At 74.2% G+C, this 26,463-nt stretch carries 20 protein-coding genes; 15 read left to right on the top strand and 5 right to left on the bottom strand.

The window, feature by feature from the left end; all coding sequences use genetic code 11:
* Positions 1 to 5: 5 nt before the first annotated feature.
* Complete coding sequence (locus ACFPGP_RS02275; RefSeq protein WP_378586298.1) at positions 6 to 1,748, bottom strand: sensor histidine kinase; 1,743 nt, start codon at positions 1,746 to 1,748, stop codon at positions 6 to 8.
* An 89-nt stretch (positions 1,749 to 1,837) separates the two neighbouring features.
* Positions 1,838 to 2,512, bottom strand: a complete 675-nt coding sequence (locus ACFPGP_RS02270; protein ID WP_378586295.1) for a response regulator — start codon at positions 2,510 to 2,512, stop codon at positions 1,838 to 1,840.
* Positions 2,513 to 2,683: 171 nt separating this feature from the next.
* Here ACFPGP_RS02270 and ACFPGP_RS02265 point away from each other — a divergent pair, with 171 nt between their 5' ends.
* The 6 genes from ACFPGP_RS02265 (at position 2,684) to cydD (ending at position 10,854) form a co-directional block, all read left to right on the top strand.
* Entirely contained in the window at positions 2,684 to 3,274 is a 591-nt protein-coding gene (locus ACFPGP_RS02265; protein WP_378586293.1) for a CBS domain-containing protein, read from the top strand.
* A 141-nt stretch (positions 3,275 to 3,415) separates the two neighbouring features.
* Positions 3,416 to 3,895: a hypothetical protein gene (locus tag ACFPGP_RS02260; RefSeq protein WP_378586292.1), complete on the top strand. Its 480-nt coding sequence runs from the start codon at positions 3,416 to 3,418 to the stop codon at positions 3,893 to 3,895.
* The gene (locus tag ACFPGP_RS02255) at positions 3,892 to 4,878 is read left to right on the top strand and encodes an Acg family FMN-binding oxidoreductase (protein WP_378586289.1); all 987 of its coding nucleotides are present in this window, start codon (positions 3,892 to 3,894) and stop codon (positions 4,876 to 4,878) included. The genes ACFPGP_RS02260 and ACFPGP_RS02255 overlap by 4 nt, the downstream gene beginning before the upstream one ends.
* Positions 4,879 to 4,996: 118 nt before the next feature.
* On the top strand, positions 4,997 to 6,445 hold the full coding sequence (locus ACFPGP_RS02250) for a cytochrome ubiquinol oxidase subunit I (protein ID WP_378586287.1): 1,449 nt from the start codon (positions 4,997 to 4,999) through the stop codon (positions 6,443 to 6,445).
* Between the two features lie 15 nt (positions 6,446 to 6,460).
* Positions 6,461 to 7,516: a cytochrome d ubiquinol oxidase subunit II gene (cydB, locus tag ACFPGP_RS02245; protein ID WP_378586285.1), complete on the top strand. Its 1,056-nt coding sequence runs from the start codon at positions 6,461 to 6,463 to the stop codon at positions 7,514 to 7,516.
* On the top strand, positions 7,516 to 10,854 hold the full coding sequence (cydD, locus tag ACFPGP_RS02240) for a thiol reductant ABC exporter subunit CydD (RefSeq protein ID WP_378586283.1): 3,339 nt from the start codon (positions 7,516 to 7,518) through the stop codon (positions 10,852 to 10,854). The genes cydB and cydD overlap by 1 nt, the downstream gene beginning before the upstream one ends.
* 65 nt (positions 10,855 to 10,919) lie before the next feature.
* On the opposite strand, the gene ACFPGP_RS02235 is transcribed toward cydD, so the two are convergent.
* Positions 10,920 to 13,667 carry a bifunctional acetate--CoA ligase family protein/GNAT family N-acetyltransferase gene (locus tag ACFPGP_RS02235; RefSeq protein WP_378586281.1) on the bottom strand — a complete coding sequence of 916 codons (2,748 nt, stop codon included), beginning with the start codon at positions 13,665 to 13,667 and terminating at the stop codon, positions 10,920 to 10,922.
* Between the two features lie 108 nt (positions 13,668 to 13,775).
* Here ACFPGP_RS02235 and ACFPGP_RS02230 point away from each other — a divergent pair, with 108 nt between their 5' ends.
* The 6 genes from ACFPGP_RS02230 (at position 13,776) to ACFPGP_RS02205 (ending at position 20,592) form a co-directional block, all read left to right on the top strand.
* Complete coding sequence (locus ACFPGP_RS02230; RefSeq protein ID WP_378586279.1) at positions 13,776 to 14,699, top strand: universal stress protein; 924 nt, start codon at positions 13,776 to 13,778, stop codon at positions 14,697 to 14,699.
* A gap of 18 nt (positions 14,700 to 14,717) precedes the next feature.
* The gene (locus ACFPGP_RS02225) at positions 14,718 to 15,641 is read left to right on the top strand and encodes a universal stress protein (protein ID WP_378586277.1); all 924 of its coding nucleotides are present in this window, start codon (positions 14,718 to 14,720) and stop codon (positions 15,639 to 15,641) included.
* Positions 15,642 to 15,691: 50 nt separating this feature from the next.
* The gene (gene ppdK, locus ACFPGP_RS02220) at positions 15,692 to 18,463 is read left to right on the top strand and encodes a pyruvate, phosphate dikinase (protein WP_378586391.1); all 2,772 of its coding nucleotides are present in this window, start codon (positions 15,692 to 15,694) and stop codon (positions 18,461 to 18,463) included.
* 86 nt (positions 18,464 to 18,549) lie between these two features.
* Complete coding sequence (locus tag ACFPGP_RS02215) at positions 18,550 to 19,284, top strand: hypothetical protein (protein ID WP_378586274.1); 735 nt, start codon at positions 18,550 to 18,552, stop codon at positions 19,282 to 19,284.
* The gene (locus ACFPGP_RS02210) at positions 19,281 to 20,171 is read left to right on the top strand and encodes a hypothetical protein (protein WP_378586272.1); all 891 of its coding nucleotides are present in this window, start codon (positions 19,281 to 19,283) and stop codon (positions 20,169 to 20,171) included. The genes ACFPGP_RS02215 and ACFPGP_RS02210 overlap by 4 nt, the downstream gene beginning before the upstream one ends.
* A 37-nt stretch (positions 20,172 to 20,208) precedes the next feature.
* Complete coding sequence (locus ACFPGP_RS02205; protein WP_378586269.1) at positions 20,209 to 20,592, top strand: carboxymuconolactone decarboxylase family protein; 384 nt, start codon at positions 20,209 to 20,211, stop codon at positions 20,590 to 20,592.
* A gap of 36 nt (positions 20,593 to 20,628) precedes the next feature.
* Here ACFPGP_RS02205 and ACFPGP_RS02200 read toward each other — a convergent pair whose 3' ends face one another.
* Positions 20,629 to 21,708: a histone deacetylase family protein gene (locus ACFPGP_RS02200; RefSeq protein WP_378586266.1), complete on the bottom strand. Its 1,080-nt coding sequence runs from the start codon at positions 21,706 to 21,708 to the stop codon at positions 20,629 to 20,631.
* A gap of 47 nt (positions 21,709 to 21,755) precedes the next feature.
* Between ACFPGP_RS02200 and ACFPGP_RS02195 the strand changes: the two genes are divergently transcribed.
* Together ACFPGP_RS02195 and ACFPGP_RS02190 are read left to right on the top strand one after the other, a co-directional pair.
* Entirely contained in the window at positions 21,756 to 22,835 is a 1,080-nt protein-coding gene (locus ACFPGP_RS02195) for a P1 family peptidase (protein ID WP_378586263.1), read from the top strand.
* Positions 22,828 to 24,783, top strand: a complete 1,956-nt coding sequence (locus ACFPGP_RS02190; protein ID WP_378586260.1) for a CocE/NonD family hydrolase — start codon at positions 22,828 to 22,830, stop codon at positions 24,781 to 24,783. The genes ACFPGP_RS02195 and ACFPGP_RS02190 overlap by 8 nt, the downstream gene beginning before the upstream one ends.
* A 21-nt stretch (positions 24,784 to 24,804) precedes the next feature.
* On the opposite strand, the gene ACFPGP_RS02185 is transcribed toward ACFPGP_RS02190, so the two are convergent.
* On the bottom strand, positions 24,805 to 25,113 hold the full coding sequence (locus ACFPGP_RS02185; RefSeq protein WP_378586257.1) for a hypothetical protein: 309 nt from the start codon (positions 25,111 to 25,113) through the stop codon (positions 24,805 to 24,807).
* A gap of 171 nt (positions 25,114 to 25,284) precedes the next feature.
* On the opposite strand from ACFPGP_RS02185, the gene ACFPGP_RS02180 reads away from it, so the two are divergent.
* Positions 25,285 to 26,451, top strand: a complete 1,167-nt coding sequence (locus tag ACFPGP_RS02180) for a N(5)-(carboxyethyl)ornithine synthase (protein WP_378586254.1) — start codon at positions 25,285 to 25,287, stop codon at positions 26,449 to 26,451.
* Positions 26,452 to 26,463: the final 12 nt, after the last annotated feature.

The following is a 26,463-nucleotide window of genomic DNA, read 5'->3' as shown; positions in this document are numbered from 1 at the left end:
GCCGGTCAGCGCGCGGACGTCGCCGCGGGCACCGACCACTCCACCGTGGTCCCCTCCCCGGGGGCCGAGACGACGGTGCAGTGCCCGCCGAGGCGTTCCGCGCGCCGGCGCATGTTGGCCAGGCCGCTCTCGATCGCGTCCTGCGGCAGGCCGCGGCCGTTGTCGCGCACGGTGAGCGTCACGGCCTCGCCCGCGCTCAGCGCGACCCAGACCGACGTCGCCTCCGCGTGCCTCGCCGCGTTGGAGAGCGCCTCGCCGAGCACGGCGAGCACGTCGGGGGCCGCGGTGTCGTCGACCAGGGTGCGGACCGGTCCGTCGAAGGTGAGGCTGGGCCGGAACTTGAGCGTGCCCGCGGCCCGGTCGACGATCCGGGTGATCTCGGCCTGGATGTCCTCCCCCTGGTCCATCGAGCCGAGGGCGAAGATCGTGCGCCGGATGTCGCGGATCGTGGCGTCGAGGTCGTCGACGGCCGAGTCGAGGCGACCCGCGAGGTCGGGGTCGTCGGTCAGCCGCCCCGCCGACTGCAGGCCCAGCCCCACCGCGAACAGGCGCTGGATGATCAGGTCGTGCAGGTCGCGCCCGATCCGGTCACGATCCTCGAAGAGCACGAGCCGCTGCTGGTCCTCGCGCGCACGGGCCACCTCGAGCGCCAGCGCCGCCTGCTCGGCGAAGGCGATCGGCAGCGCGAGGTCGAGGGCGTCGAAGACGTCGCGACGGTCCTTGCGCCACCCCAGAGACATCGCCCCCTCGACCCCTGCTGCCGCACGCAGGGGCACGACCAGCCCGGGCCCGAGCTCGGTGAACCCGAGCTCGGGAGACTGGGCCTGGGGCCAGGGGCTGGCCGCGAGGTCCTCGACGACGGTCGGCTCGCCCGAGCGCATCACGCGGGCCGACAGCGAGTCGGCCGCCGCGGCCGGGGGCAGCGCCATCGCCGGGAGGTCGACACCGGCCAGCGCGCGGACGGCGACCGCACCGTCCGTGTCGAAGGCCATGATGCCGGCGATGTCGGCGTCGGCCACGGTCATCGCGTGCTCGACCAGGGTCTGCAGCCGGGTGTCGGCGTCGGGCTCGATCATCAGCAGCCGGGTGACCTCGGCCGTGGCCGCCAGCCACTGCTCGCGACGCGCCGCCTCGGCGTGGAGGCGGGCGTTCTCGATCGCCACACCCGCGGCGGCGGCCAGCGCGACCACGATCGACTCGTCGTGGTCGGTGAAGTCACCCCCGCCGGCCTTCTCGGTCAGGTAGAGGTTGCCGAACACCCGCTCGTGCAGCCGGACCGGTACGCCGAGGAACGAGCGCATCGGCGGGTGGTCGGGCGGGAAGCCGAAGGACTCCGGGTGGGCGGAGATGTCGTGCAGCCGAATGGGCTCGGGGTGGTCGATGATCCACCCGAGGATGCCGTGCCCCGACGGGAGGTCCCCGATCGCCTTGATCTGGGCGGGGTTGAGCCCGTGCGTGATGAAGCGGTCGAGCCGGCGCTCCTTGCCCACGCCGAGCACGCCCAGCGCGACGTACCGCGCGCCGGCCAGGTCGGCGGCCACCTCGATGATCCGCCGGAGGAGCTCGTCGAGCGAGAGGCCTGCGGCCATGGTGACCACGGCGTCGAGCAGCAGCTCCCAGCGCTCGCGCTCCTCGAGCACCTCGTTGACACGGCCCAGCACCTCGCGGAGCAGCTCGTCGAAGGCGGTGTCGCGCAGGCTTGAGAGCTCTTCGGACTCCCCCGCGTGGCGCGGCTCAGCGGACCCCATGTGACCCCTCCTCCCGGCGCTGCGGCCTCCGGGAGGAAACCTACCCTCTCGCTGTGCGGTGCGGGCGCTGCCCGCAACGCACGACGGCCTCAGCTGGGCTTGTGCTTGTGCGCGAAGATCGCCGCCTGGGTGCGGCTCTCGAGGCCCAGCTTGGCCAGCATCGAGGAGACGTAGTTCTTCACCGTCTTCTCCGCGAGGTACATCGTGCCGGCGATCTGCCGGTTGGTCATGCCCTCGCCGATCAGCTCGAGGATGCGCTGCTCCTGGGCGGTGAGCTGCTCGATCGACGGGTCGGCCTTGGGCCCGGAGCGGAGCCGCTCGAGCACCTGGGCGGTCACCGCCGGGTCGAGCATCGACTGGCCGGCGGCCACGCGGCGCACGGTGTCGATGAAGTCGGTCCCCTTCACCTGCTTGAGGATGTAGCCGGCGGCGCCGGCCATGATCGCCGAGAAGAGCGCCTCGTCGTCGTCGTACGACGTCAGGATGAGCGCGGCGATCTGGGGGTCGCGGGAGCGGATCTCGCGGCAGACGTCGATGCCCGACCCGTCGGGCAGGCGGGCGTCGAGGATCGCGACGTCGGGGCGCAGCGCCGGGATCCGCCGGGCGGCCTCCTCGGCCAGCCCGGACTCGCCGACGACGATGATGTCGCCCTCGGACTCGAGCATCTCGCGGATCCCCCGGCGCACGATCTCGTGGTCGTCGAGGAGGAACACCTTGATCGGCTCGGTGGCCTCGGTGCTGTCGGGGGCGGCAGGATCGGACATGGTGACCAATGTAGGCGGTCCAGCCCTCTTTGCGGGGGATGGCGATGGGCCTACCTCTGACGGGACTTTGGTCCCTCCCCGCGGCTGCCCCCGGGGTCAAGGGTGGAGGCGAGGACCCGTGCACGGGCGGCGACCGTCGCCGGCGGGTCCGGGGCAAGGAGGGCCGCAGCCATGCTCGTCCAGGACGTGATGACCCCGCACCCCGTCACCGTGCGGGTCTCGGCGAGCGTCAAGGAGGCGCTGGCGCTGCTGGCCAAGTACGGCGTGACCTCGCTGCCGGTCGTGAATTCCGCCGGCCGGATCAGCGGCGTGGTGAGCGAGGCGGACCTGATCCGCGAGACGGTGGCCAGCGACCCGCGGCTGCGCGAGATCCCCGTGGAGGTCGCGCCGGTGCACACCGCCCGGACCGTCCAGGAGGTCTTCACCCCGATGCCCGTGACCGTCCGCGCCCACGACGACCTGTCCCGCGCGATCGAGCTGATGACGACCACCAGCGTGAAGTCGCTGCCCGTCGTCGACGAGCACGACCGCGTCGTCGGCATGGTCAGCCGCAGCGACGTCGTCAAGCTCCTCGCCCGCGCCGACAGCGTGATCGAGGGCGAGGTCGACGAGCTGATGCGCTCGCTGGGGCACGGCGACTGGCTGGTGGAGGTGCACGACGGCGTGGTCGAGGTGACCGGGCCGGCCGACCGCAGCGAGCGCAGCCTCGCGCAGCTGGCGGCCAACACCGTTCCCGGCGTGGTCGAGGTCCGCGTCTCCTAGCCGGGCACGACCCGCGGGCCCGGGTGCCCGCGAGCCGCCGCCGATGGTCACGACGGCTTCGGGACCTATGCCCCTACGGCCGGTGTGACGCGCACCGCAGGGTTGGTCACGTCCATCGGACTCGGGGACGGAGGAGGAGAGATGACGCAGGCTGTGCAGGACCGGGTCCTCGCCGCGCCCGGACGGCGCCACCCCCACCTGGGGCGGCAGCTGGTCGGCGGCTTCTACCTGGTCATGGGCGGGGTCCACCTCGGGCTGGTGTCCGCGGACACCGGGGTCTACCGGACCTTCGCCGACGAGGCGCTGTTCGGCTTCGTCCGTGACGGCTGGGCCGACATCGTGATGCCGCACATGGCCGTGTGGGGCCTGCTGCTGATGGCCGGCGAGATCACCCTCGGCACCCTGCTCCTGGTGGGTGGCCGGGCCGCCCCGTGGGGCTGGGCCGGCGTGATCGCCTTCCACCTCCTGCTCCTGCTCTTCGGCTTCTGGGCCTGGGCGTGGGCAGTCCCCGCGCTGGTCGTGCTCGTCCTGCTCGCCCGCCACGACCTCCGGGTCGCGGCCGAGGAGGCCGCCGGCACCGACGACAACCGCAAGCACGACGTGGAGGAGGTGGCCGCGTGACCGCTCGCGACCTGAACGGAACTGTGGACGACGCCACCCTGCGGGAGGTCGTCCGCCTGGCCTGCCGCGCCCCGAGCGTGCACAACACGCAGCCGTGGCGCTGGCGCATCGACGGCGCGCGCCTCGAGCTGCACGTCGACCGCTCCCGCCAGCTCACCGTCGCCGATCCCGACGGCCGTGACCTGCTGATCAGCTGCGGAGCGGCCCTGCACCACGCCGCGGTCGCCGCCGCCGGGCTCGGCGTACCGGCCCACGTGGTGCGGTTCCCCGACGCGTCCGACCCTGACCACCTCGCCACGCTGACCCTCGCGCCGGGCTCGCGCACGCCGCGGGCGCTGGCCGAGCTGCACGCGCTCGAGCAGCGGCGCACCGACCGGCGCCGGTTCACGTCCTGGCCGATCCCCGACGAGCGGCTGGCCAAGCTGGCGGCGTCCGTCGAGCACCACGACGTGCACGTGCTGCCGCTCACCGACGTGTCCGTGCGGTTCCGCGTCGAGCTGCTGATCAGCCGGGCGATGACGCTGCAGGACGGCGACGAGGCGCTGGGCGAGGAGCAGCGGCGCTGGATCGACCACAGCCGCTCCGACGGCGTCCCGTCGGACCGGGTGCCGGACGTCGACGTCTACCCGAGCCACCGCCGCTCGCGCTTCTCCCCGCCGCCGAGCCAGGACTCGCGGCACCAGCTCGTGGAGAGCACCGACGGCCTGCTGGCGATCTGCACCGAGAAGGACGACCGCACCGGGTGGCTGGAGGCCGGCGAGGCGCTCAGCGGCCTGTGGCTGCACGCCACCACCGACGGCCTGTCGGTCGTGCCGCTGAGCCAGGTGATCGAGGTCGCCGAGACCCGCGTCGCCCTGCGGCACGAGGTGTTCGGCGCCCTGGTGGCGCCGCAGATCCTGCTGCGGATCGGCTGGCAGGAGATCGCCCGCAGCGAGCTCGAGCCGACGCCGCGCCGTCCGGTCGAGGACGTCCTGCTGCCCTGAGGCCGTCGCGCGGGACGGGACCTTCGTCCTCCGGCGAGGGGACCCCTGACCATGACCGGTCGGTCGGGGTCGTTCCTAGCGTGTGACCGTCCGGTCCGTCCCGTTCTCAGGAGACCCCGTGGATCCGCTCGACATCGCCAGGTGGCAGTTCGCGATCACCACCGTCTACCACTTCCTCTTCGTCCCCATCACGATCGGACTCTCGGCCATGGTGGCCGGCTACGAGACCGCGTGGATCCGCACCAAGAACCCCCGCTGGCTCCGGATGACCAAGTTCTTCGGGAAGCTGTTCCTCATCAACTTCGCCATCGGGGTGGTCACGGGCATCGTGCAGGAGTTCCAGTTCGGGATGAACTGGAGCGACTACTCCCGCTTCGTGGGCGACATCTTCGGCGCCCCGCTCGCGGTCGAGGGCCTGCTCGCCTTCTTCCTCGAGTCCACCTTCCTCGGGCTCTGGATCTTCGGCTGGGACCGCCTGTCCCCGAAGGTGCACAACGCCTGCATGTGGCTGGTGCACCTCGGCGTGCTGTTCTCGGCGTACTTCATCCTCGCGGCCAACTCCTGGATGCAGCACCCCGTCGGGTACGAGTACAACCCCGACACCGGACGTGCGGAGATGAACGACTTCGCGGCCGTGCTCTTCAACAAGGTGCAGCTGGTCACCTTCCCCCACACCGTGCTCGCGGCGTACATGACCGCCGGCGCCTTCGTGGCGGGCATCAGCTACTTCCTCTACGTGCGTGACAAGACCCCGTCCGAGGACCGCGGGATGTACCGCAACGGCGTGCGCGTCGGCGCCGTGGTGCTGCTGGTCGCAGGCATCGGCGTCGCGATCTCCGGCGACGTCCAGGGCAAGATCATGACCGACGTCCAGCCGATGAAGATGGCCGCGGCGGAGGCGCTGTACGACACGGAGAGCTCGGCCGGCTTCTCGATCTTCACGATCGGGACGCTCGACGGCTCCGAGGAGACCTTCTCGATCAAGATCCCCAACCTGCTGTCCTTCCTGGCGACCGGGGATCCGTCCGCCGAGGTGCAGGGCATCAACCAGCTGCGTGACCAGTACGAGCAGACCTACGGGCAGGACCCGGGCGCGACGTACTACAGCCCCGACGGCTACGTACCGATCATCCCGCTCACCTACTGGTCCTTCCGGATCATGATCGGGCTCGGCGTGCTCGGGGCCCTGGCCGGCATCTGGCTGCTGTGGGCCACCCGCAAGCCCGACCGGCTGCCGACGAGCCGGCTGCTGTGGTGGATGGCGGTGACGCTGCCCTTCATGCCGCTCTTCGCCAACTCCTTCGGCTGGATCTTCACCGAGATGGGCCGCCAGCCCTGGGCCGTGTTCGGGTTGATGACCGTCGACACGGCCGTCTCCCCCGAGGTGTCGGCCACGGAGATGATGATCTCGCTGGTCACGCTCACGCTGCTGTACGGCGCCCTCGCGGTGGTCGAGGTGAAGCTGATGCTCACCTACATCAAGCGCGGCGCCGACCCCGCCCCCGACGACCTGGCCCCGCCGTCGCCCGACAGCGACGCCGACCGTCCGCTCGCGTTCGCGTACTAGGACCGGAGAGAGACCATGGAACTGACCACCATCTGGTTCAGCCTGATCGCGATCCTCTGGATCGGCTACTTCACGCTCGAGGGCTTCGACTTCGGCGTCGGCATGCTGCTGCCGATCCTCGGCCGCAACGAGAAGGACCGCCGGGTCATGATCAACACGATCGGCCCGGTCTGGGACGGCAACGAGGTCTGGGTCCTCGTCGCCGGCGGCGCGACCTTCGCGGCGTTCCCGGAGTGGTACGCCACGCTGTTCAGCGGGTTCTACCTGCCGCTGCTCCTCATCCTCGTCGCCCTGATCGTGCGCGGGCTCGCGTTCGAGTACCGCGGCAAGCGTGACGACGACGCCTGGCGGGCCCGCTGGGACCTCGCGATCATCGTGGGCTCCTACGTGCCGGCGCTGCTGTGGGGCGTCGCCTTCGCCAACATCCTGCGAGGCGTCCCGATCGACGCGGACATGGAGTACGTCGGGGGGTTCTTCAACCTGCTCAACCCCTACGCGCTGCTCGGCGGCCTCACCACCCTGATGCTCTTCATCACCCACGGTGCGGTCTTCATCTCACTGAAGACCGACGGCCCGATCCGCGCCGAGGCCCGGGCCCTGGCGATGCGCCTGGGCCTCGGCGCTGCCGTCGTCACGGTGGCGTTCCTGGTCTGGACCCAGCTCGACACGGGCTCGGCCGGCTCCGCGGTGGCGTTCGTCCTGGCGGCGCTCGCGCTCGTCGGTGGCCTCGTCGCCATCCGCGCGGGCCGCGAGGGCTGGGCGTTCCTCGGGACGTTCGTGGCGATCGCGCTCGGCGTGGCCGGACTCTTCCTGGCGCTCTTCCCGGACGTGATGCCGACCTCGCTGTCCGACGGCGTCAGCCTGACCACGACCAACGCCTCCGCGACGGACTACACGCTGAAGATCATGACCGTCGTGGCGCTGATCTTCACGCCGATCGTCCTCGGCTACCAGGCCTGGACCTACTGGGTCTTCCGCAAGCGGATCAGCACCCACCACATCCCGGACCCGGTCCCCGAGCCTGCCGCCGTCGCCGTCGGTGACAGCGGCGGAGGAACGACGCAGGACTGATGCGGCCCTTCGACCCCCGGATCCGGTCGCAGCTCGCCCCCGCCCGGCGCCCCCTCCTCGGGGTGGTGGCCGCCGGGGTCGGGGGCAGCCTGCTGCTCATCACCCAGGCCTGGGTGGTGACCGGACTCGTGGTCGCGGTCGTCGAGGGTGACCCGACCGGGGCCTGGCTGGCCGCGGTCGCCGCCGTCTTCGTGCTGCGCGCAGGGCTGGGCTGGACGTCCGACTGGGCCGCGGCACGTGCGGCGGCCACGGTCGGGACATCGCTGCGGCGACGGGTGGTCGCGGCGGTGCTGCGCCGGCACGGTGACGGGCACCCGCCGGCCTCGTCGAGCGCCGAGCTGGCGGTCCTGGCCACCCGCGGCGTCAGCGCCGCGGAGCCCTACCTCACGCGCTACGTGCCGGCCGTGGTGCTGGCCTCGATCCTGCCGCCCCTGACGCTGGTCGCGATCGCGACCCAGGACCTGCTGAGCGCCCTCATCGTCGCCCTCACCCTGCCCCTGGTGCCGGTCTTCGGCGCCCTGGTCGGGCTGGCGACGCGGGACCGCGCCCAGGAGCAGTGGCGCGAGATGTCCTCGCTCTCGGGCCACTTCGTCGACGTGGTGAAGGGGCTGCCCACGCTCGTCGCCTTCCGCCGGGCGCGTGCCCAGTCGGACCGGATCGCCACGTTCACCGACCGCTACCGCCGGGCGTCGCTGGCGACGCTGCGGCTGGCGTTCGCATCCTCGGCCGTGCTCGAGCTGGTCGCCACGCTCAGCGTCGCGCTGGTCGCGGTGGTGGTCGGCGTGCGGCTGGCCGAGGGCCACCTCTCGCTGTCGACCGCACTGGTCGTGCTGCTGCTGGCGCCGGAGGCCTACTGGCCGCTGCGCCGGATGGGCGCGGAGTTCCACGCCGCGGCCGAGGGCGTCGCGACCTTCGAGGCCGTGGCCGCGCTCGACGGCGCCGAGGACGAGCAGGACGTGGTCGACGCGGCCGCCGCCGCCGACCAGGCGCTCGTGATCACCGACCTGACCGTCGTGCACCCCGGTCGCACCGTGCCGGCGCTCGACGGCGTCAGTGCGGTCATCCCGTCCCGCGGCGTCACGGCGCTCACCGGTCCCTCGGGCTGCGGCAAGTCGACGCTGCTCGCCGCGATCGCCGGGCTGGTCCCCGTCGAGAGCGGCTCCGTCACCGCGGGCGGTCGCCCGGTGGGCGGGGACGCGTGGCGCGCCCAGGTCGCCTGGCTGCCGCAGCGGCCGGTCTTCGTCACCGGCTCCATCGCCGACAACCTCCGGGTCGGCACGCCCGACGCCGACGACGCGCGCCTCTGGGACGCCCTGCGCCGGGTCGCGCTCGAGGAGCGCGTGCTCGCGCTGCCGAGCGGTCTCGACGAGGTCGTCGGCGAGGACGGCACGTCGCTGTCGGCCGGGGAGCGCGCCCGCCTGGCGCTGGCGCGGGTGCTCGTCGACGACCGGCCGTGGGTGCTGCTCGACGAGCCGACCGCCCACCTCGACGAGGTCACCGAGGTGATCATCGCCGACACGATCGCCGAGCTCGGGCGCTCCGGTGCGGTGCTGGTGGTCGCGCACAAGCCGGCCCTGGTGGGGCTCGCGGACCTCGTGGTGTCGCTGCCGGCCCCCGCACCCGTCGCTCCCCCGGAGCACCACGCGCCCGCGCCTGCCCGTCGTACGGCACCGGCCCCGGAGGCGGAAGCCGTGCCCGAGGAGGAGCCGCAGCGCAGCTCGCGCCGGGCCCTGGCGGCGAGCACCGCCCTGGGCGGCCTCGCGTCGGCTGCCGGAGTGGCGCTGACCGCGACCGCGGGGTGGCTGATCGTCCAGGCCTCGACCCAGCCGCCGGTGCTGACGCTGCTGGTGGCGATCGTCGGCGTGCGCACCTTCGGTCTCGCCCGGCCGGTGCTGCGCTACGCCGAGCGCGTGCGGTCCCACGACGTCGCGCTGCGGCTGCTGGCCGAGCGCCGCGTCCAGGTGTACGACGCAGTGGTACCGCTGGTGCCCGGGCGCCTCGGCCGCCGCCGCGGCGACGTGCTGACCTCGATCGTCGACGACGTCGACAGCGTCGTCGACCGCGAGCTGCGGGTGCGCCTGCCCGTGCGCGGCAACGTGTTGGTGGCGGTGCTCGCCGCCCTGGTCTCCGCGCTGATGCTGCCCCGCGCCGGCGTGCTCGTGCTCGGCACCTGCCTGGTCTCGGGGGCCCTGGGCCTCGGACTCGCGCGGGCCGGCGCCGGCCGCGCCGAGCGGCGTGCCGTGGAGCGGCGGGCCGAGCTCTCCGCGACCGTGCTCGAGATCCTCTCGGTGGCGCCCGAGCTGGTGATGTGGCGGGCCGGTGACCGGGCCGCCGAGCGCGTCGCCGCCGCCAGCCGTCGCCTGGCGTCGTCCTCGGTCGAGGCCGCCCGCTGGCTGGGCGGCGCCCGCGCGGCCGTGCTGGTGGTGCACGGGCTCGGCGTCGTGGCGATGGCCGCCCTGGCGGCGCCGGCGGTCATCGCCGGCACCCTGTCGGGTCCGCGCGCGGCGCTGCTGGTGCTGGTGCCCCTGGCACTCGGCGAGGTGGCGGCGCAGATGCCCGACTCGGGTGCGCTCTCCGCCCGGACCGACGCCGCGGCAGCGCGGCTCGACAGCCTGGAGCGTCGCGCCCCCGCCGTCCGCGACACCGTGCCGGGCCCGGCACCGATCGGCACCGACCTCGAGCTCAGCCACGTGTCCGCCGGCTGGGACCGCGGCCAGCGGGCGCTCGTCGACCTGTCGCTGCGGGTGCCCGCCGGTGCCCGCGTGGGCCTCGTCGGCGAGTCCGGCTCGGGCAAGAGCACGGTGGCCGCGCTGCTGCTGCGGTTCCTCGACCCGGCCCGCGGAGCGGTGCTCCTCGGCGGCCGCGACCTCTACCGGGTCGCCCTCGACGACGTCCGCGCCCGCGTCGGGCTGGTGGACGACGACCCGCACGTCTTCGCGAGCACGCTGGTCGAGAACGTCCGGCTGGCGCGCCCCTCGGCGACCGACGCCCAGGTCGAGGCGGCGCTGCGGCGGGCCAGCCTCGGGCCCTGGCTCGACACGCTCCCCGACGGCCTCGACACCTGGATCGGCGAGGGCCACGCCGCCGTCTCCGGAGGCGAGCGCGCCCGGATCGCGGTCGCCCGCTCGCTGCTCGCGGAGCAGCCCGTGCTGGTGCTCGACGAGCCCACCGCGCACCTCGACCACGCCACCGCCGAGGAGCTCGCCCGCGAGGTGCTGCTCAACCCCGACGAGCGCACCATCCTGTGGATCACCCACGACCCCGTCGGCCTCGACCTGGTCGACCGCGTGGTCGAGCTGGCCGGCCCGTCGCGCGTCGTACCCCTCGTGCGGCGGTAGGCACCCGACCGGACGTCATACGTCCTGCCGGTCGGGACCGGCGAACCGTATGACGCAGCGGCCCGTCAGCGGCCGCGCAGCTGCCGCGGGATGCCCGCGTCGACCGGGCGCCCGGCGGTCAGGCGGATCTTGACGTCGACCAGCACCGCGCCCCGGGGCCCGACGAGCACCGGGTTGAGGTCGAGCTCGGCGATCTGGGGGACGTCCTCGGCGAGGCGGCCGAGCCGCACCACCAGCTTCTCGAGCGAGGCCACGTCGGCCCGGGGGGAGCCGCGGAAGCCGTCGAGCAGCGGCCACACCCGCAGCGACCGTACGGCGCGGGCGGCGTCGCCGCGGGAGATCGGCGGCAGCAGGAACACGCGGTCCGCCCACAGCTCGGTCGCCGTGCCGCCCGCCGCGACCATCACCAGCGGCCCGAACTCCGGGTCGCGGACGACCCCGAGGGCGATCTCGACGCCGCGGGCGACGGGCTGGATCAGCACCGGCACGTGCGGCCGGCCGACCTCGCGCTCGAACTCCCGCACCGCGGCGGCCACCTCGACCGGTGATCCCAGCCCGACCCTCACCAGCCCGCGGTCGGTGCGGTGGAGCACGTCGCGGGCGCCGGCCTTGACCGCGACCGGGTAGCCGATCTCGGTCGCCACCCCCGCGGCCGCGACCGCGTCGGTCGCCAGCTCGCCGACCGGGGCCAGATCGTAGTCCGCCACCAGCTCGCGCACCTCCCGGACGCTCAGCCAGCCGCGTGAGCCGGCCTGCACCGAGGCCGTCAGCAGCTGGTCGGCGACGGTGCGCGCTCGTTCGGCCCGGGCTGGGTCGACGGGTTCGGGGGCCTGGCGGGCCAGCCGCTGCCAGGCGGCGTACCGCGCCGCGCGGGCCAGCGAGCGCACCGCCGCGTCGGTGGAGCGCATGGTGGTGATGCCGGCGAGACCGTGGGTGGGCGGCGTCAGGCCGCCCATGGGCACCAGCACGACGGGGATGGCCGGGTGGGCCCCGCGCACCTTCGCGATCCGGCGCATCGAGGCCACGGAGTCGCTCACGCCGGTCGCCACCAGCACGACCACGAGCGCGTCGATCTCGCCCGAGCGCAGCAGCTCGTCGGCGATGGCGGCCATCGCCCGGGGCTCGCAGCCGGCCCCGGCGTCGACCGGGTTGCCGGTGCCGGCGGTGCCCAGCACGTGGCGCGAGAGCCGGGCGCGCATCCGGTCGGAGAGCTCGGGCACGACGAGCCCGTGCTCGTCCGCGACGTCGGCCGCCAGCACCCCCATGCCGCCCGCGTTGCTGAGCACCCCGAGGCGCGGCCCCGCCGGCAGGGGCTGCTCCTCGAGCAGCAGCGCGGTCTCGGCGAGGTCCTCGGCGCCGTGGCAGGAGATCACGCCCGCCTGCGCGAAGAGCGCGTCCACCCCGACCCCCGGTGTCACGGCGGCCGCCGTGTGCGAGAGGCCGGCCCGGCGCCCGGCGCCCGAGCGCCCGCCCAGCACGGCGAGCAGCGGCTTGCGCTCGGCGAACCGGCGCGCGAACCGCGCGAACTTCGGGGCGTTGCCGAACGACTCGAGGTAGAGCGCGGCCGCCGTCACCCGCGGGTCGTCGCGCCACGCGGCGAGCAGGTCGTTGCTCGAGACGTCGGCCTTGTTGCCCAGCGAGACGAAGGAGCCGACGCCCAGGCCGAGCTCGCGCGCCACGTCGGAGAGCACGATCCCCACGCCCCCGGACTGCGAGGCGACCGCGAGGCCACCCGGCGGCGGCACGGAGCCGCTGAAGGTCGCGTCGAGGGAGATGTCGGGGTGGTTGGACATCAGCCCCAGGCAGTTGGGGCCGACCAGCCGGATGCTGCGGCTGCGGGCCAGGTCGACCATCGTGCGCTGCAGCCGGGCGCCCTCCTCGCCGAGCTCCTCGAAGCCCGAGCTGATCACCACCGCCGCGGGCACGCCGGCGTCTGCGGCGTCGCGGAGCGTGGCGACCACCCGGCGGGCGGGCACCGCCACCACCACCAGGTCGACCGGCTCGGGCAGGTCCGCGAGGTGGCGCGTCGCCCGGACGCCGTCGACCTCCGTCGCCTGCGGGTGCACCGCCCACAGCTCCCCGCGGTAGCCGCCGGCCACGATCGAGCGCAGCACCGCCGCGCCGACGCCCGAGCCGTCACGCCGGACCCCGGCCACGGCCACGCTGCGCGGGTAGAGCAGCGGCTGCAGCGACCTGGTCTCGGCCCGGCACTCCCGCTCGTCGGCGGCCTCGACCGCCTCGGCCGAGGCCACGGTGTCCATCTCGACGTGGACGGTGCCCGACTCCGCGTGGCGCCTCACCGCGAAACCCGCGTCGAGGAAGACGTCGATCATCGCCCGGTTCTCACCGAGCACCTCGGCGACGAAGCGGCGCATGCCGAGAGCACGCCCGGCCGCGGCCAGGTGCTCGAGCAGCAGGCTGCCGAGACCGACGCCGTGCAGCGTGTCGTCGACGACGAAGGCCACCTCGGCCACCTCGGGCTCGATCGGCTCGGCCGTGGCCAGGGCGACCACCCGGCCCTGGCGCTCGACCAGCAGCGCGAGCGGGCCGTTGTCGCGACGCAGGTGCTGCACGTACTCCTCGGCCGCACGGCGGCTCGGGGAGAAGAAACGCATCCGCAGGTTGTCCGGCGACATCCCGGCGTGCAGCGCCGAGAGCGCCTCGGTGTCGTCGGGGGTGGCCACGCGGACCCGGCCGATGGTCCCGTCGGCGAGGAGGACGTCGGCCGGCGTCGGCAGCGGCTGGCGCAGCTCGAGCGTCTCGACGCCATCGACCCCGCCGAGGTCGGCCGCGGGGCCCTCGGTCGTGCTCACCGCCCCATCGTCCGGTCCCGGACGCCGCGGCGGTCAGGGTCCAATGTCCCCCCGCCCGGGGGTCATCCGTCCGTTCCCCCCGGACCTCCGGGCGGGGAGGCTGGGGCCATGGGCACCCAGGCAGCGGGACTCCCCGCCGGTGCGGTCGTCGTCGGTGTCGACGGCTCCACCGCAGCGCGACGCGCCGTGGACTGGGCCACGTCGTACGTCCTGGCGCACCGCAGGGACGACGCCGCCCCGCGGCCCGTGCTCATCGCCTACGCCACCGGACGCCCCGAGGGCGGCTCGGCGCTGCCGACCGCCTCCCCCGTCGCGGTCAGGATGCTCGTCGACAACCGGAGCCACGGCCTGGTCGCGCTCGACCGCGCCACCGCCCGCGTCCGCCAGCTCGTCGCGGCCGCCGGCCTGCCCCCGCGCGAGGTGGCCGTGCACACCTGCATCCACGAGCTCGACCCCCGCGTGGCCCTCCTCGAGCTCGCCGAGCGCGCCCACCTCGTGGTCGTCGGGGACCGCGGCAACAGCCGCGTCGACCGGCTGCCGGTCGGCTCGGTCAGCTCGGCCGTCGCGGCCCTGGCTCCCTGCCCGGTCGTGGTGGTACCGGCCGAGCACCACACCGTGCGGCGCCCCTCGGTCGTCGTCGGCGTCGACGCGGGACACGGCGCCGACCGGCTCGAGCAGGCCGAGCCCGTGCTCGAGTTCGCCTACCGCGAGGCCGCGGCCCGCGGGCTGCCGCTGGTGCTGCTCGCCGCCCTGCCGACCGCGGGTCACGTGGTCGAGGCCCGCGAGGGCCTGCTCCTCACCCGGCGGGCGCTGGGCGAGAAGTTCCCCGACGTCGACGCCAGCCTCGAGCTCGCCGTCGGCACCCCGGCCACCGCGCTCCTGCGTGCCGCCGCCGAGGCCGTGCTCGTCGTCGTCGGCCGCGGTGCCCCCCGCCACGCGCCGGGACACCCCGGCACGGGCGCCCTCGCCGCCGTCGTGGCCGAGCAGTCCCCCGTGCCGGTCGCGGTCGTGCCCGTCAGCCCCGCCCGGTAGGGCGAGGAGGAGGTCGTCATGAGCACCGAGATCCCCCGCGGCGCCGTCGTCGTCGGCGTCGACGGCTCCGACCACGCGCAGCGGGCGGTCCGGTGGGCCGCCGACCACGCGGCGGTCGAGGACCGTCCGCTGGCCCTGCTGCACGCCGCCGCCCCGCCGTCCCCGCTCGGCACCACGTGGCTCGACACCATGGGCGTCGACCAGGTGATGATCATCGAGGAGGTCACCGAGTCGTCGAACCGGCTCCTGGCCGAGGCCGCCGCCACCGCCACCGCCGACCGGCCGGGGCTGGCCGTGCACCAGGTGCTGCGGCTCTGCGACCCGCGCCAGGCGCTGCTCGACGCGGCCGCCGACGCCTCCCTGATCGTCGTCGGCTCGCGCGGCCTCGGCGCGGTGCGCGGCATGCTGCTCGGCTCGGTGGGCAACGCCGTCGCCAAGCACGCTGCCTGCCCCGTGGCCGTCGTACGCCAGCGGGACGCCGGCGGGCCCGGTGCTGCCGGCGTCGTCGTCGGCGTCGAGGGAGGCCCGGCCGACCCCGCCGTCGTCGAGCTCGCGTTCCGGTACGCCGCGTCGCACGGCCTCACCCTCACTGCGGTGCACTGCTTCTGGGACGAGGTCCGGGTCGCCGAGGGGTCGCACGACGTCCCGGACGACGAGCCCGGCCTCGACGACCAGCGGCAGCTGCTCGCGGACGCCCTGCGCGACGGCCGCGAGAAGTTCCCCGACGTGTCCGTGCGCGCCCAGCTGACCCGTGGCTTCGTCGACGACCGGCTGGTGCGCGCCTCCCTCACCGCCGAGCTCGTGGTCGTCGGGCACCGCCGCAAGAAGCTGCTGACCGAGCTGATCTACGGCTCGCTCGCCCCTGCCGTCGTCGAGCACGCGCACTGCTCGGTCGCCGTCGTCCCCAGCACCGAACCCAGCACCGGAAGGATCCACTCGTGACCTCCACCACCCCCGCCTCCGACCTCTCCCGCTCCGGCGGGGACGAGCCGGTGGACCGACCCGCGACCACGTCGCGGCACAGCACCCCCGAGCAGACCTGGGTCTTCGACTTCGAGGACGGCAACAAGGAGCGCAAGGACCTGCTCGGCGGCAAGGGCGCGAACCTCGCCGAGATGGTCAACCTCGGCATGCCGGTGCCGCCCGGCTTCACGATCACCACCGAGGCGTGCCGCGCCTACCTGGTGGCCGGCGACGACCCCGCGGGGCTGTTCGAGCAGGTCGACGAGCACCTGTGGACGCTGGAGCAGAAGATGGGGCGCCGGCTCGGTGACCCCGACGACCCGCTGCTGGTCTCGGTGCGCTCGGGGGCGAAGTTCTCCATGCCCGGGATGATGGAGACCGTCCTCAACATCGGGCTGAACGACGTGTCCGTGGCCGGCCTGGCCCGTGCCAGCGGCGACGAGCGGTTCGCGATGGACTCCTACCGCCGCCTGCTGCACATGTACGGCACGACGGTGCTCGGTCTCCCCGGCGAGGAGTTCTCCGCCGAGATGGACGCGCTCAAGGAGCGCCGCGGCGTGCGGCTCGACGTCGACCTCGACGTCGACGACCTGCGCGCGCTGGTCGCGTCGTACCAGGAGATCGTGCTGCGCGGCTCCGGTCGGCCCTTCCCCCAGGAGCCCCGCGACCAGCTCACCGGGGCCGTGCGCGCGGTCTTCGAGTCGTGGAACACCCCGCGTGCCATGCTCTACCGCCGCCAGGAGCGGATCCCGGAGGACCTCGGCACGGCGGTGAACGTCCAGGCCATGGTCTACGGCAACCGCGGCAGCGCCTCCGGCTCCGGAGTCGCCTTCACCCGCGACCCGGCCAGCGGCGCGCCCGGCGTCTACGGCGACTACCTGGTGAACGCCCAGGGCGAGGACGTCGTCGCGGGAGTCCGCAACACGGTCTCGCTCGCCGACCTCGCCGAGCTGGACCGCCCCTCGCACGAGGCGCTGCTGGAGGTGATGGCCAGGCTCGAGCAGCACTACCGCGACCTGTGCGACATCGAGTTCACGATCGAGGACGGCCACCTCTGGATGCTCCAGACGCGCGTCGGCAAGCGCACGCCCGAGGCGGCGTTCAGGATCGCCAGCACGATGATCGACGAGGGCCTGATCGACGCCGACGAGGCGCTGGGCCGGGTGACCGGCGCGCAGCTCGCGCGGCTGATGTTCCCCCGCTTCGACCCCGAGGCCCGCCGCAACCTGGTCGCGACCGGCATGAACGCCTCGCCGGGTGCAGCCGTCGGCCGGGCCGTCTTCGACTCGGCGACCGCGGTGGCCTGGGCCGAGCGCGGCGACGCGGTGATCCTGGTCCGCAAGGAGACCACGCCCGACGACCTGCACGGCATGGTCGCGGCCACCGGCATCCTCACCAGCCGCGGTGGCAAGACCTCGCACGCCGCCGTGGTCGCCCGCGGCATGGGCCGCACCTGCGTGTGCGGCGCCGAGGCCATCCACGTGGACGCCGAGCACCGGCAGGCGCGCCTGCGCAACGGCAACGGCGACCACCTGGTCATCCACGAGGGCGACGTGATCTCGATCGACGGCACGACCGGCGAGGTCTTCATCGGCGCGGTGCCGGTGGTCTCGTCCGTCGTCGTCCGCCACCTCGAGGGCGAGCTCGGCGACCCGCACGACGCGGACGCCCACGGCGAGCTGGTCGTCGCGGTCTCCCGCCTGCTCAACCACGCCGACGCCGTACGACGCCTGGAGGTGCGGGCCAACGCCGACACCCCCGACGACGCGGGACGAGCCCGGCGGTTCGGCGCCGAGGGCATCGGCCTGTGCCGCACCGAGCACATGTTCCTCGGCGAGCGCCGCGAGCTGGTGGAGAACCTGATCCTCGCCGAGAACGAGGAGGAGCGGCTCGCGGCCCTCCGGGCGCTGCTGCCCCTGCAGCGCGCGGACTTCATCGACATCCTCGAGGCGATGGACGGGCTGCCGGTGACGATCCGGCTGATCGACCCGCCGCTGCACGAGTTCCTGCCCGACCTGACCGACCTGGCCGTGGCCGTGGCGCTCGAGGACGAGCGCGGCAACAACGACTCGCGCCACCACCGCCTGCTCGACGCGGTGCGGAGGCTGCACGAGCAGAACCCGATGCTCGGCCTGCGCGGCGTGCGCCTCGGCATCATGATCCCGGGCCTGGTGCGGATGCAGGTGCGGGCGGTGCTCGAGGCCGCCGGTGAGCGGATCCTCGCGGGCGGTGACCCGCGACCGGAGCTGATGGTGCCGCTCGTCGCGGACGAGCGCGAGCTCGAGCTGGTGCACGGGATGATCGCGGAGGTGGCGGCGGCCGTCGCCGCGGAGCGCGGCGTCGAGGTCGGCCACCTGGTCGGCACCATGATCGAGCTGCCCCGCGCGGCTGTCACCGCCGACCGGATCGCGCGCTGCGCCGACTTCTTCTCCTTCGGCACCAACGACCTGACCCAGATGACCTGGGGCTTCTCGCGCGACGACGTGGAGTCGTCGTTCTTCAGCGAGTACCTCGACCACGGCATCTTCGCGGTCTCCCCCTTCGAGTCGATCGACCGCGAAGGGGTGGGCGAGATGGTGCGCATCGCGACCCGCCTCGGGCGCGAGACCAACCCGGCGCTGCACATCGGTGTGTGCGGGGAGCACGGCGGCGACCCCGAGTCGATCGAGTTCTTCGAGGAGGTCGGCGTCGACTACGTGTCGTGCTCGCCGTTCCGGGTGCCGGTCGCCCGCCTCGAGGCCGGACGCGCCGCGCTGGCCGTGAGGGACGGGGCCCGGTCCGCGGGCGCCTCGACCGCCTGACGCAGCGACGACCGACGGGCCGACGGCCCGCGGGTGGAGGACCTTCTCCCCTGCAGGCCGCCGGGCCGACGGACGATGCTGGGAGCGTGAGCACGGCAACCGCTCCTCCCGTCCCTGCTCCCCCGCCGGTGGCACCGCCCCGGCGCTCGTGGACGCCCGGTCGTGTGGTCGGCGTCGTCGGCGGCTCCCTCGCGCTCCTGGTCGCGCTCGTGCTGCTCGCCGCCGGCGCGTTCCTGCGGCTCGGCGACGGCTTCCTGCGCGACTCCGACGGCTACCTGTCGACCTCCGAGATGAGCTTCGACTCACCGGGGTTCGCAGTGCGCTCGCAGTCGGTGCACCTGCCCGGCTGGGGCGACGACCAGCGGCCGCAGGACTGGCTCGGCACCGTGCGGGTGCAGGCCCACGCCCTCACCGACGACGGCGTCTTCCTCGGCATCGCCCGCACCTCCGACGTCAACGCCTGGCTCGACGGTGTCGCGCACACGCGGATCGTGCGCCGCGACGGCGACGGCACGGTCACGACGTACGTCGACGGAGGTGCGCCGGTCACCGCTGCCCGGGACGCGGACTTCTGGGTCGCCTCGACCGACGGCCCCGACCAGCAGACCCTCACGTGGGAGCCCGAGGCCGGCACCTGGTCGCTCGTGGTGATGAACGACCAGGGGACCCGCCCGGTCTCCACCGACGTCAGCGTCGGCGCCGAGCTCCCGGTGCTCGACCGGGTGACGCTCACCCTCCTGCTCTCCGGGCTGGTCTTCCTCGTCCTCGGCGTCCCCCTGCTCTGGTGGGGCGCAGCCCGCGCGGGACTGCCACGGCCGTGAGCACCCTGCGGTGGTACGGCGCCGGCCTGCTCGCGATGGCCGTGCTGCTGGTGGCCGACCTCGCCGGCGGCCCGATCGGCGCCGACGACATCGACTACGGCATCTCGGAGTCGATGTGGAACCAGCTGCTCGGCCTCGAGCTCGTGACGCTCTTCCTGGTGCTGCCGTGGACGGTCGCGGCAGCGGTGCTCGCCCTGCGTGGCCACGGCTCCGCCCCGCTGCTCGGCTTCGCGCCGAGCGCCTACACGACGTACATGTACGCGCAGTACGTGCTCGGCCCGCAGTACGACAGCTACCAGCCGGTGGTGCTGCTGGAGGTGGCGCTCACGTCCGGCGGCCTGCTGCTGTGCCTCTGGTCGTGGTCGCTGGCGCGCGCGCTGCCGGCGCCGCCCACCACACCGCGCCGGCAACGCGTGCTCGGGCTGGTGCTGCTCGGTCTGGCCGCCTTCGTGCTGCTGCGCTACCTGCCGGGCCTGGTGGACACGGTGGGCCAGTCGCCGATCCCGACCGAGTTCGCCGACGCGCCGACCTTCTACTGGTCGATCCTGCTGCTCGACCTGGGCGTGGTCGTGCCGCTGACGGTGGCCGCCGCCGTCGCGGCGCTGCGCGGCACGCCGGCCGGCGTCCGCGCGCCGTACGCCGTGCTGGGGTGGTTCGCCCTCGTGCCGCCGTCGGTGTTCGCGATGGCCGTGGTGATGGTCGCCAACGACGACCCCAACGCCTCGGTGCCGACCACGGTGCTGCTCGGGGTGGCCTCGCTGGTCTTCGGGGTGGCCGCCGCGCTCGTGCTGCGGCGCCTGTTCGGCCCGGGACGGGCGACCCCCGCGGACGGGACCGATGACCCTGCTCGCGTGCCGGCGCGCGGGGCAGAGTCGGAGACGTCCTGACCACCGGCCACCACCGCACGCCAGGAGGCGTTCCACCATGACCGTCACCGCCGACCACCCCGTCACCACGCACGGGCACGGGCAGGCCGTCCTCGACGAGCTCTCCCCCCTGCACCGCAACCTGCGGCGTGCGGTGCCCGACGTCTACAAGGGCTTCGGACAGCTGCACCACGCGGCGTTCGAGGAGGGCGCGCTCGACACGAAGACCAAGGAGCTGATCGCGCTCGCCATCGGCGTGACCGAGGGCTGCGACGGCTGCATCGCCTCGCACGCCCGCGCCGCCGCCCGGGCCGGCGCGAGCCGCCAGGAGGCCGCCGAGGCGATCGGCGTCACGTTCCTGATGAAGGGCGGCCCCGCCACCATCTACGGCCCCCGCGCCTACGACGCCTTCTGCGAGTACGTCCCCGCCGACCCCGAGTGAGCGCTGACCCGCCGTTAGTTGACGGCGGGTCAGCGATCAGGTGGCGTGGCCGGAGAGGTACGCCGCGACCAGGCCGCCGAGGGTGGGCAGGTGGTAGCCGCCCTCCTGCACGACGACGGCGGGCAGGTCGGTGCGGGCGAGGAACTCCCCGGCGATCCGGTAGCCCTCGGCGGTGACCTCGAGCGGACTCTCGGGGTCGTCCGCGGCCGCGTCGACGCCCAGCGAGACCACGAGCGCACCGCAGCCCGCGGCGCCCACCCAGTCCGCGAGGGTGCCGACCGCGTCGAGCCACGGCCCGTCGCCGGCGCCCTCCGGGAGCGGCAGGTTGCGGTTGGCGCCCTCCCCCGGCCCGGCGCCGAGCTCGTCGGCGTGCCCGACGTAGTGGGGGAACCAGCCGGCGGCCGGGTCGACGTGCACCGAGCCGTAGAGCACGTCGGGACGCTCGTAGAAGATCGCGGAGGTGCCGTTGCCGTGGTGGGCGTCGAGGTCGACGACGGCCACCCGCTCGATGCCGGACATCCGCAGCGCCTGGGCGGCCACCGCCGCGTTGTTGAGGTAGCAGGACCCGCCGAAGCCGGTCGGCGTCGCGTGGTGCCCGGGCGGGCGGCTCAGCGCGTAGGCCAGCGGCTCGCCGTCCAGCACCAGCTCGACGGCGCCGAGGGCGCAGTCGACGGCGGCCCGGGCGGCCGGCCAGGTGCCGGGCCCGATCAGCGTCATCGTGTCGTAGGCGAAGCGGCCCGCGTCGGCGTGCACCGCGGTGGCCGTGCGCGCCGGCAGGCCGGCCGTCATCGCCGGCGTCGGGAAGAGGTAGGGCACGACGCGCTCCTGGCCGACCAGCGCGGCGTACGGCCCGGCGGCCCAGCGCTCCGAGGCGCCGCGCAGGAAGCCGACGAGCTCGCCGTCGTGCACCCCGAGCATCGGCTCGTCGGGCTGCGGCGTCGCCTCCAGCAGCACGTGGCCCTCGGCCCGCAGCGCCTCGAGGATCGTGTCCACACGGGCCGCGACCTCGGTGCCGTCGGTGGCCACGCCCACCCACACCTCGTGCCGCGGGTCGTGCTCGCGGGTGGTCGGCGACCAGACCACGGGTACCGCTCGCGCGGCTCCAGACTGACTCATGGGTCAGCATCCTGCCGCAACCGGCGCCGTTGCGGCAGGATGCTGACGTGCCCCGCCCCCGTGACCTCGGCATCGTGATCGGCACGCTGCCGCCCGGCCCCACGTGCTCCGTGCTCGACGTGCCCGGCGTCGGCCTGGGCCACGCCACCGTGTGGCGCGACGAGCCACCGCCGCCGGACGGCCGCGGTACGGCGCGCACCGGAGTCACCGTCCTGGTCGCCGCCGACGACGCCTACCGCCGACCCCTCGCCGCCGGCGGTGCGGTGCTCAACGGCGCGGGCGAGTGCACCGGGTTCCTCACCGCCGGCGAGTGGGGCACGCTCGAGACGCCGGTCTACCTGACGTCGACCATGCAGCTCGGCCGGGTGTACGACGCCGCGTGCGAGATCGCGCTCGAGCACGACGCCGGCGTCGCCGACGACGTGGTGATCCCGGTCGTCGGCGAGTGCGACGACTCCTTCCTCAACGACTGCCGCCGGATGCAGGTGACCGGCGACGACGTCCGGGCCGCCCACGCCGCGGCCCTGGCCTCGCGCGGCACCGCCGACGCACCCGACCAGGGCGCCGTCGGTGCGGGCACCGGGATGTCGTGCCTGGGCTTCAAGGGCGGCATCGGCACCGCCTCGCGCGTCACGCCCGAGGGCCACACGGTCGGGGTGCTGCTGCTCACCAACTTCGGCGAGCGCCCGCGGCTCACCGTCGCCGGGGTGCCGGTGGGGGCGCTGGTGCCGGCCGAGCCCTCCGGGCCCGGGCGACCGGCGGGCTCCTGCATCGGCGTGGTCGTCACCGACGCCCCGGTCGACAGCGCCGGGTGCGCGCGCCTCGCGCGGCGCATCGGCCTCGGGCTGGCCCGCACCGGCTCGACCGCCCACCACGGCAGCGGGGAGATCTTCCTCGCCTGCTCCACCACCGTGCGCCCCGACCGCGACGGCGCGACCGAGCCCGGGCCCCGCGTCTCCGGACGCGCGCTCGACCCGTTGTTCGCCGCCGTCGTCGACGCGACCGAGGAGGCCGTGCTGGCCTCGATGCTCGCCGCGCCGACCGTCGTCGGCCGCGACGGCAACACCAGCGAGGGCCTCGACCCGGCCGTCGTCACCCGACTCCTCGAGGAGCACCGCCGTGGCTGACCCCGACCCGACCGGCATCCGCCGCGACGTCACGATCGAGGTGTCCGACGGCACCCGTCTCGCGGCGACGCTCTACCTCCCCGACCCCGCCTCCGGGCCGCAGCCCTGCCTGCTCGAGGCCCTGCCCTACCGCAAGGACGACCTCACCTCCTCCTACGACGAGACCTACCGGCGCCTGCGCGACGAGTTCGGGTACGCCGTGTGCCGGGTCGACGTGCGCGGCACCGGGTCGTCGGGCGGCGACCCGACCGACGAGTACCCCGAGGCCGAGCAGCGCGACCTCGTCGAGGTGATCGCCTGGCTGGCCGAGCAGGAGTGGTGCGACGGCGGCGTCGGCATGTGGGGCACGTCGTACTCGGGGTTCAACTCGCTGCAGATCGCGTGCGAGCGCCCCCCGGCACTCAAGGCCATCTGCGCCATCTACGCGACCGACGACCGCTGGACCGACGACGTCCACTGGCGCGGCGGCGCGCTGCGGCTGGTCGACCTCGTCGACTACGACCACTACATGACGCCGATGGTCATGCTGCCGCCCGTGCCGGCCGTGTGGGGCGAGGGCTGGCGCGAGGAGTGGCAGCGCCGGGTCGACACCGCGGAGCCGTGGCTGCTCACGTGGCTGCGCGAGAACCGCGACGGCGCCTACTGGCGGCACGGCTCCGTGCGCGACGCCGAGGGCGGCGGCTACGACCGGATCGTGTGCCCGGTGATGATCGTGGCCGGGTGGGCCGACGGCTACCGCAACAACTCCTTCCGCACCGTCGCGGCGCTCCGCGAGGCGGGGGTCCCGCACCGGCTGCTGGCCGGCCCGTGGGCGCACGCCGACCCGACAACCGCGATGCCCGGGCCGCGGATCGACTTCGACGTCGAGCTCGCGTCGTGGTTCGACCGCTGGCTGCGCCACGACGGCGTGCTGGCCGACGGGACCCCGCACGAGGACGGCGTCGAGGTCTTCGTGCGCGCCTCGACGCGGCCGGAGCCCGACCTCGACCTGCACGAGGGCTGGTGGGTGCGCGACACGTGGCCGTCGTCGGGCTCCTCGACGGTGGTGCACGCCCTCGGCGGGCCGCGCGAGCTGCCCGTCGACCCCGACACCGGCACCTCGGCCTGGATCGACTGCGCCGGCCACCTGCCCTGGGGCCTCTCGGGCGACCAGCGCGAGGACGACGCCCGCTCGCTCGTCTGGGACTGGGACATCGGCGCCGACGGCGAGGTGATGGTGGGCCACCCGCGCGTGCGGCTGCGGGTCTCCGCCGACGCGCCGCTGGCCTCGCTCTCGGTCAAGCTGTGCGACGTGTTCGAGGACGGCACGTCCGCCCTGATCACCCGCGGCAGCCTCGACCTCGCCTACCGCGACGGGGTCCACGGCTCGCCTGCTCCGCTGGTGCCCGGTGAGGAGTACGACGTCGAGGTCGAGCTCGACGCCTGCGCCTACGCCCTCGCCGCCGGGCAGCGGCTACGGCTGTCGGTCGCCGGCGCGGACTGGCCGAACACGATCGCCCCGCCCGCGCCGGTCACCCTGCGGATCCACGACGGCGAGCTCGAGCTGCCGCACTGGGCCGGCAGCCAGCGCCCCGCTCCGGCGTACGTCCCGGGCACGGAGCACCACTCCGAGGACCCCACCGGCGTCGCCTGGACCATCAGCCGCGACGTGCTGCGCCGCACCACCACCTGCGCCGTGAGCTCGGGCGCGACGTACGCCGTGCCGCACGGCGGGCGCGCGACCGAGCGCTACGAGGGCTCGGTGACCGTCGACCGGCGCACCTTCGACCAGTGGGCGCAGGCGGAGACGCAGTTCGCGATCACCTGGCCCGAGGTCGAGGTGCTGGTCCGCTCCACGCTGCGGATCGACGTCACCGCCGCCGGCTACGACGTGGTCATCGACGCGCTGGCCTACGAGGGCGGCACGCTGGTCACGTCACGGTCGTGGGTCGAGCACGTGCCACGGTGAGGGGCGGGCAACCGGCCGGCGTCAGCCGATGACGACCGCGGCGAGCTGGAAGGCGAGGACCACCGCGCCCAGCACGCGCCGGAACGGGGCGGCGCCCCGGACCAGCTCGTCGAGCGCCCACACCAGCAGCGCTCCGCGGCCGATGTTCTCCACCGCCGTGGCGTGGTCGGCCGACAGGTCGAACCAGCCCAGCACGACGGTGACCATCCAGACGACGATCGCGGGGTTGGGCCACTGCGCCAGCACCAGCCGGCCGTCCGGGGAGCGGAACCACCACGCGGCGGTGCCCCGGCGTGCGGGGACGGGGTCGATCCCCTTGGAGGAGGTCATCCGGCGACCGTACCCAGCGACGGCGCTGCCGGCCGCATCGCGGCGCCGGTGGTCCGGCCGGCCCGGGGGCCGCGAGCGCCAAACCCTGCCCTCGGGATGAGGCGGGCGTCGCGAGGCTCCTCGTAGGCTCACCGGCAGGACGGCCGTGGGCCGTGCGCGGAGGGAGAGAGCATGCGCGTGGAGAACACGAACCGGCCGCTCAGCCTGGGCGTGATGGGCAGGTCGCAGAAGGAGAACGAGCGGCGGCTGGCCCTGCACCCACGCCACCTCGCCAGCATCCCCGACGACCTCCGGTCACGCATCTACCTCGAGCACGGGTACGGCGAGGACTTCGGCTTCACCGAGGACCAGCTCAAGTCCTCCGTCGCCGGCTTCCGGACGCACGAGGAGATCGTCGCCCAGTGCGACATCGTGCTCCAGCCGAAGCCGGTGCTCGGCGACATCACCGAGCTGCGCGACGGGCAGGTGCTGTGGGGCTGGCCGCACTGCGTGCAGGACGAGCAGCTGACCCAGGTGGCGATCGACAGCCGCCTCACCCTGATCGCCTTCGAGGCCATGAACCACTGGAACCGTGACGGCTCCTTCGGCCTGCACGTCTTCCACCGCAACAACGAGCTCGCCGGCTACTGCTCCGTGCTCCACGCCCTCGGCCTCGCCGGCATGAACGGCAGCTACGGCCGCGGCCTGCGGGCCGTCGTGATCGGCTTCGGCGCGACCGCGCGTGGCGCCGTCGGCAGCCTCACGGCGCTCGGCGTGCACGAGGTCGACGTGCTGACCCACCGCGAGGTCGCTGCCGTGGCGGCCGCCATCAACTCGGCGCGCCTCTTCCACTTCGACGACACCGACCGACCCGGGCAGCTCAGCCACGTCGACACCCCGGACGGCCCCGTGCCCCTCGCCGCCTTCCTCGCGCAGCACGACGTGATCGTCAACTGCGTGCTGCAGGACACCGACAACCCGCACGTGTTCCTCACCGACGCCGACCTCGCCCACCTGGCGCCGGGCACGCTCGTCGTCGACGTGTCGTGCGACGAGGGCATGGGGTTCAGCTGGGCCCGCCCGACGTCGTTCGAGGACCCGACGTTCGTGGTCGGGGACCACGTCACCTACTACGCCGTCGACCACAGCCCGTCGTACCTCTGGGACTCCGCGACCTGGGAGATCAGCTCGGCGCTCCTGCGCTTCCTCCGGCCGGTGATGGAGGGCAGCGACGCGTGGGAGGCCAACCCGACGGTCCGGCGCTCCATCGAGATCCGCGAGGGCGTCGTGCAGAACCCGGCGATCCTCTCCTTCCAGGGCCGCTCGCCCCAGCACCCCCACTCACCGATCGCGACCTGAGCCGCGCCGGCC

It is taken from the genome of Nocardioides taihuensis (genome assembly GCF_042657275.1).
Lineage (GTDB): Bacteria > Actinomycetota > Actinomycetes > Propionibacteriales > Nocardioidaceae > Nocardioides > Nocardioides taihuensis.
Note: the sequence above shows the minus strand (reverse complement) of the source record. Positions and strands in the feature narration are given on the sequence as shown.

Excerpts from the sequence above, each read along its gene's own strand:
- ACFPGP_RS02275 (WP_378586298.1), bottom strand. The coding sequence starts at position 1,748 with ATGGGGTCCGCTGAGCCGCGCCACGCGGGGGAGTCCGAAGAGCTCTCA.
- cydB (WP_378586285.1), top strand. The coding sequence starts at position 6,461 with ATGGAACTGACCACCATCTGGTTCAGCCTGATCGCGATCCTCTGGATC.
- ACFPGP_RS02225 (WP_378586277.1), top strand. The coding sequence starts at position 14,718 with ATGAGCACCGAGATCCCCCGCGGCGCCGTCGTCGTCGGCGTCGACGGC.
- cydD (WP_378586283.1), top strand. The coding sequence starts at position 7,516 with ATGCGGCCCTTCGACCCCCGGATCCGGTCGCAGCTCGCCCCCGCCCGG.
- ACFPGP_RS02185 (WP_378586257.1), bottom strand. The coding sequence starts at position 25,113 with ATGACCTCCTCCAAGGGGATCGACCCCGTCCCCGCACGCCGGGGCACC.
- ACFPGP_RS02180 (WP_378586254.1), top strand. The coding sequence starts at position 25,285 with ATGCGCGTGGAGAACACGAACCGGCCGCTCAGCCTGGGCGTGATGGGC.
- ACFPGP_RS02205 (WP_378586269.1), top strand. The coding sequence starts at position 20,209 with ATGACCGTCACCGCCGACCACCCCGTCACCACGCACGGGCACGGGCAG.
- ACFPGP_RS02230 (WP_378586279.1), top strand. The coding sequence starts at position 13,776 with ATGGGCACCCAGGCAGCGGGACTCCCCGCCGGTGCGGTCGTCGTCGGT.
- ACFPGP_RS02200 (WP_378586266.1), bottom strand. The coding sequence starts at position 21,708 with ATGAGTCAGTCTGGAGCCGCGCGAGCGGTACCCGTGGTCTGGTCGCCG.
- ACFPGP_RS02265 (WP_378586293.1), top strand. The coding sequence starts at position 2,684 with ATGCTCGTCCAGGACGTGATGACCCCGCACCCCGTCACCGTGCGGGTC.
- ACFPGP_RS02260 (WP_378586292.1), top strand. The coding sequence starts at position 3,416 with ATGACGCAGGCTGTGCAGGACCGGGTCCTCGCCGCGCCCGGACGGCGC.
- ACFPGP_RS02270 (WP_378586295.1), bottom strand. The coding sequence starts at position 2,512 with ATGTCCGATCCTGCCGCCCCCGACAGCACCGAGGCCACCGAGCCGATC.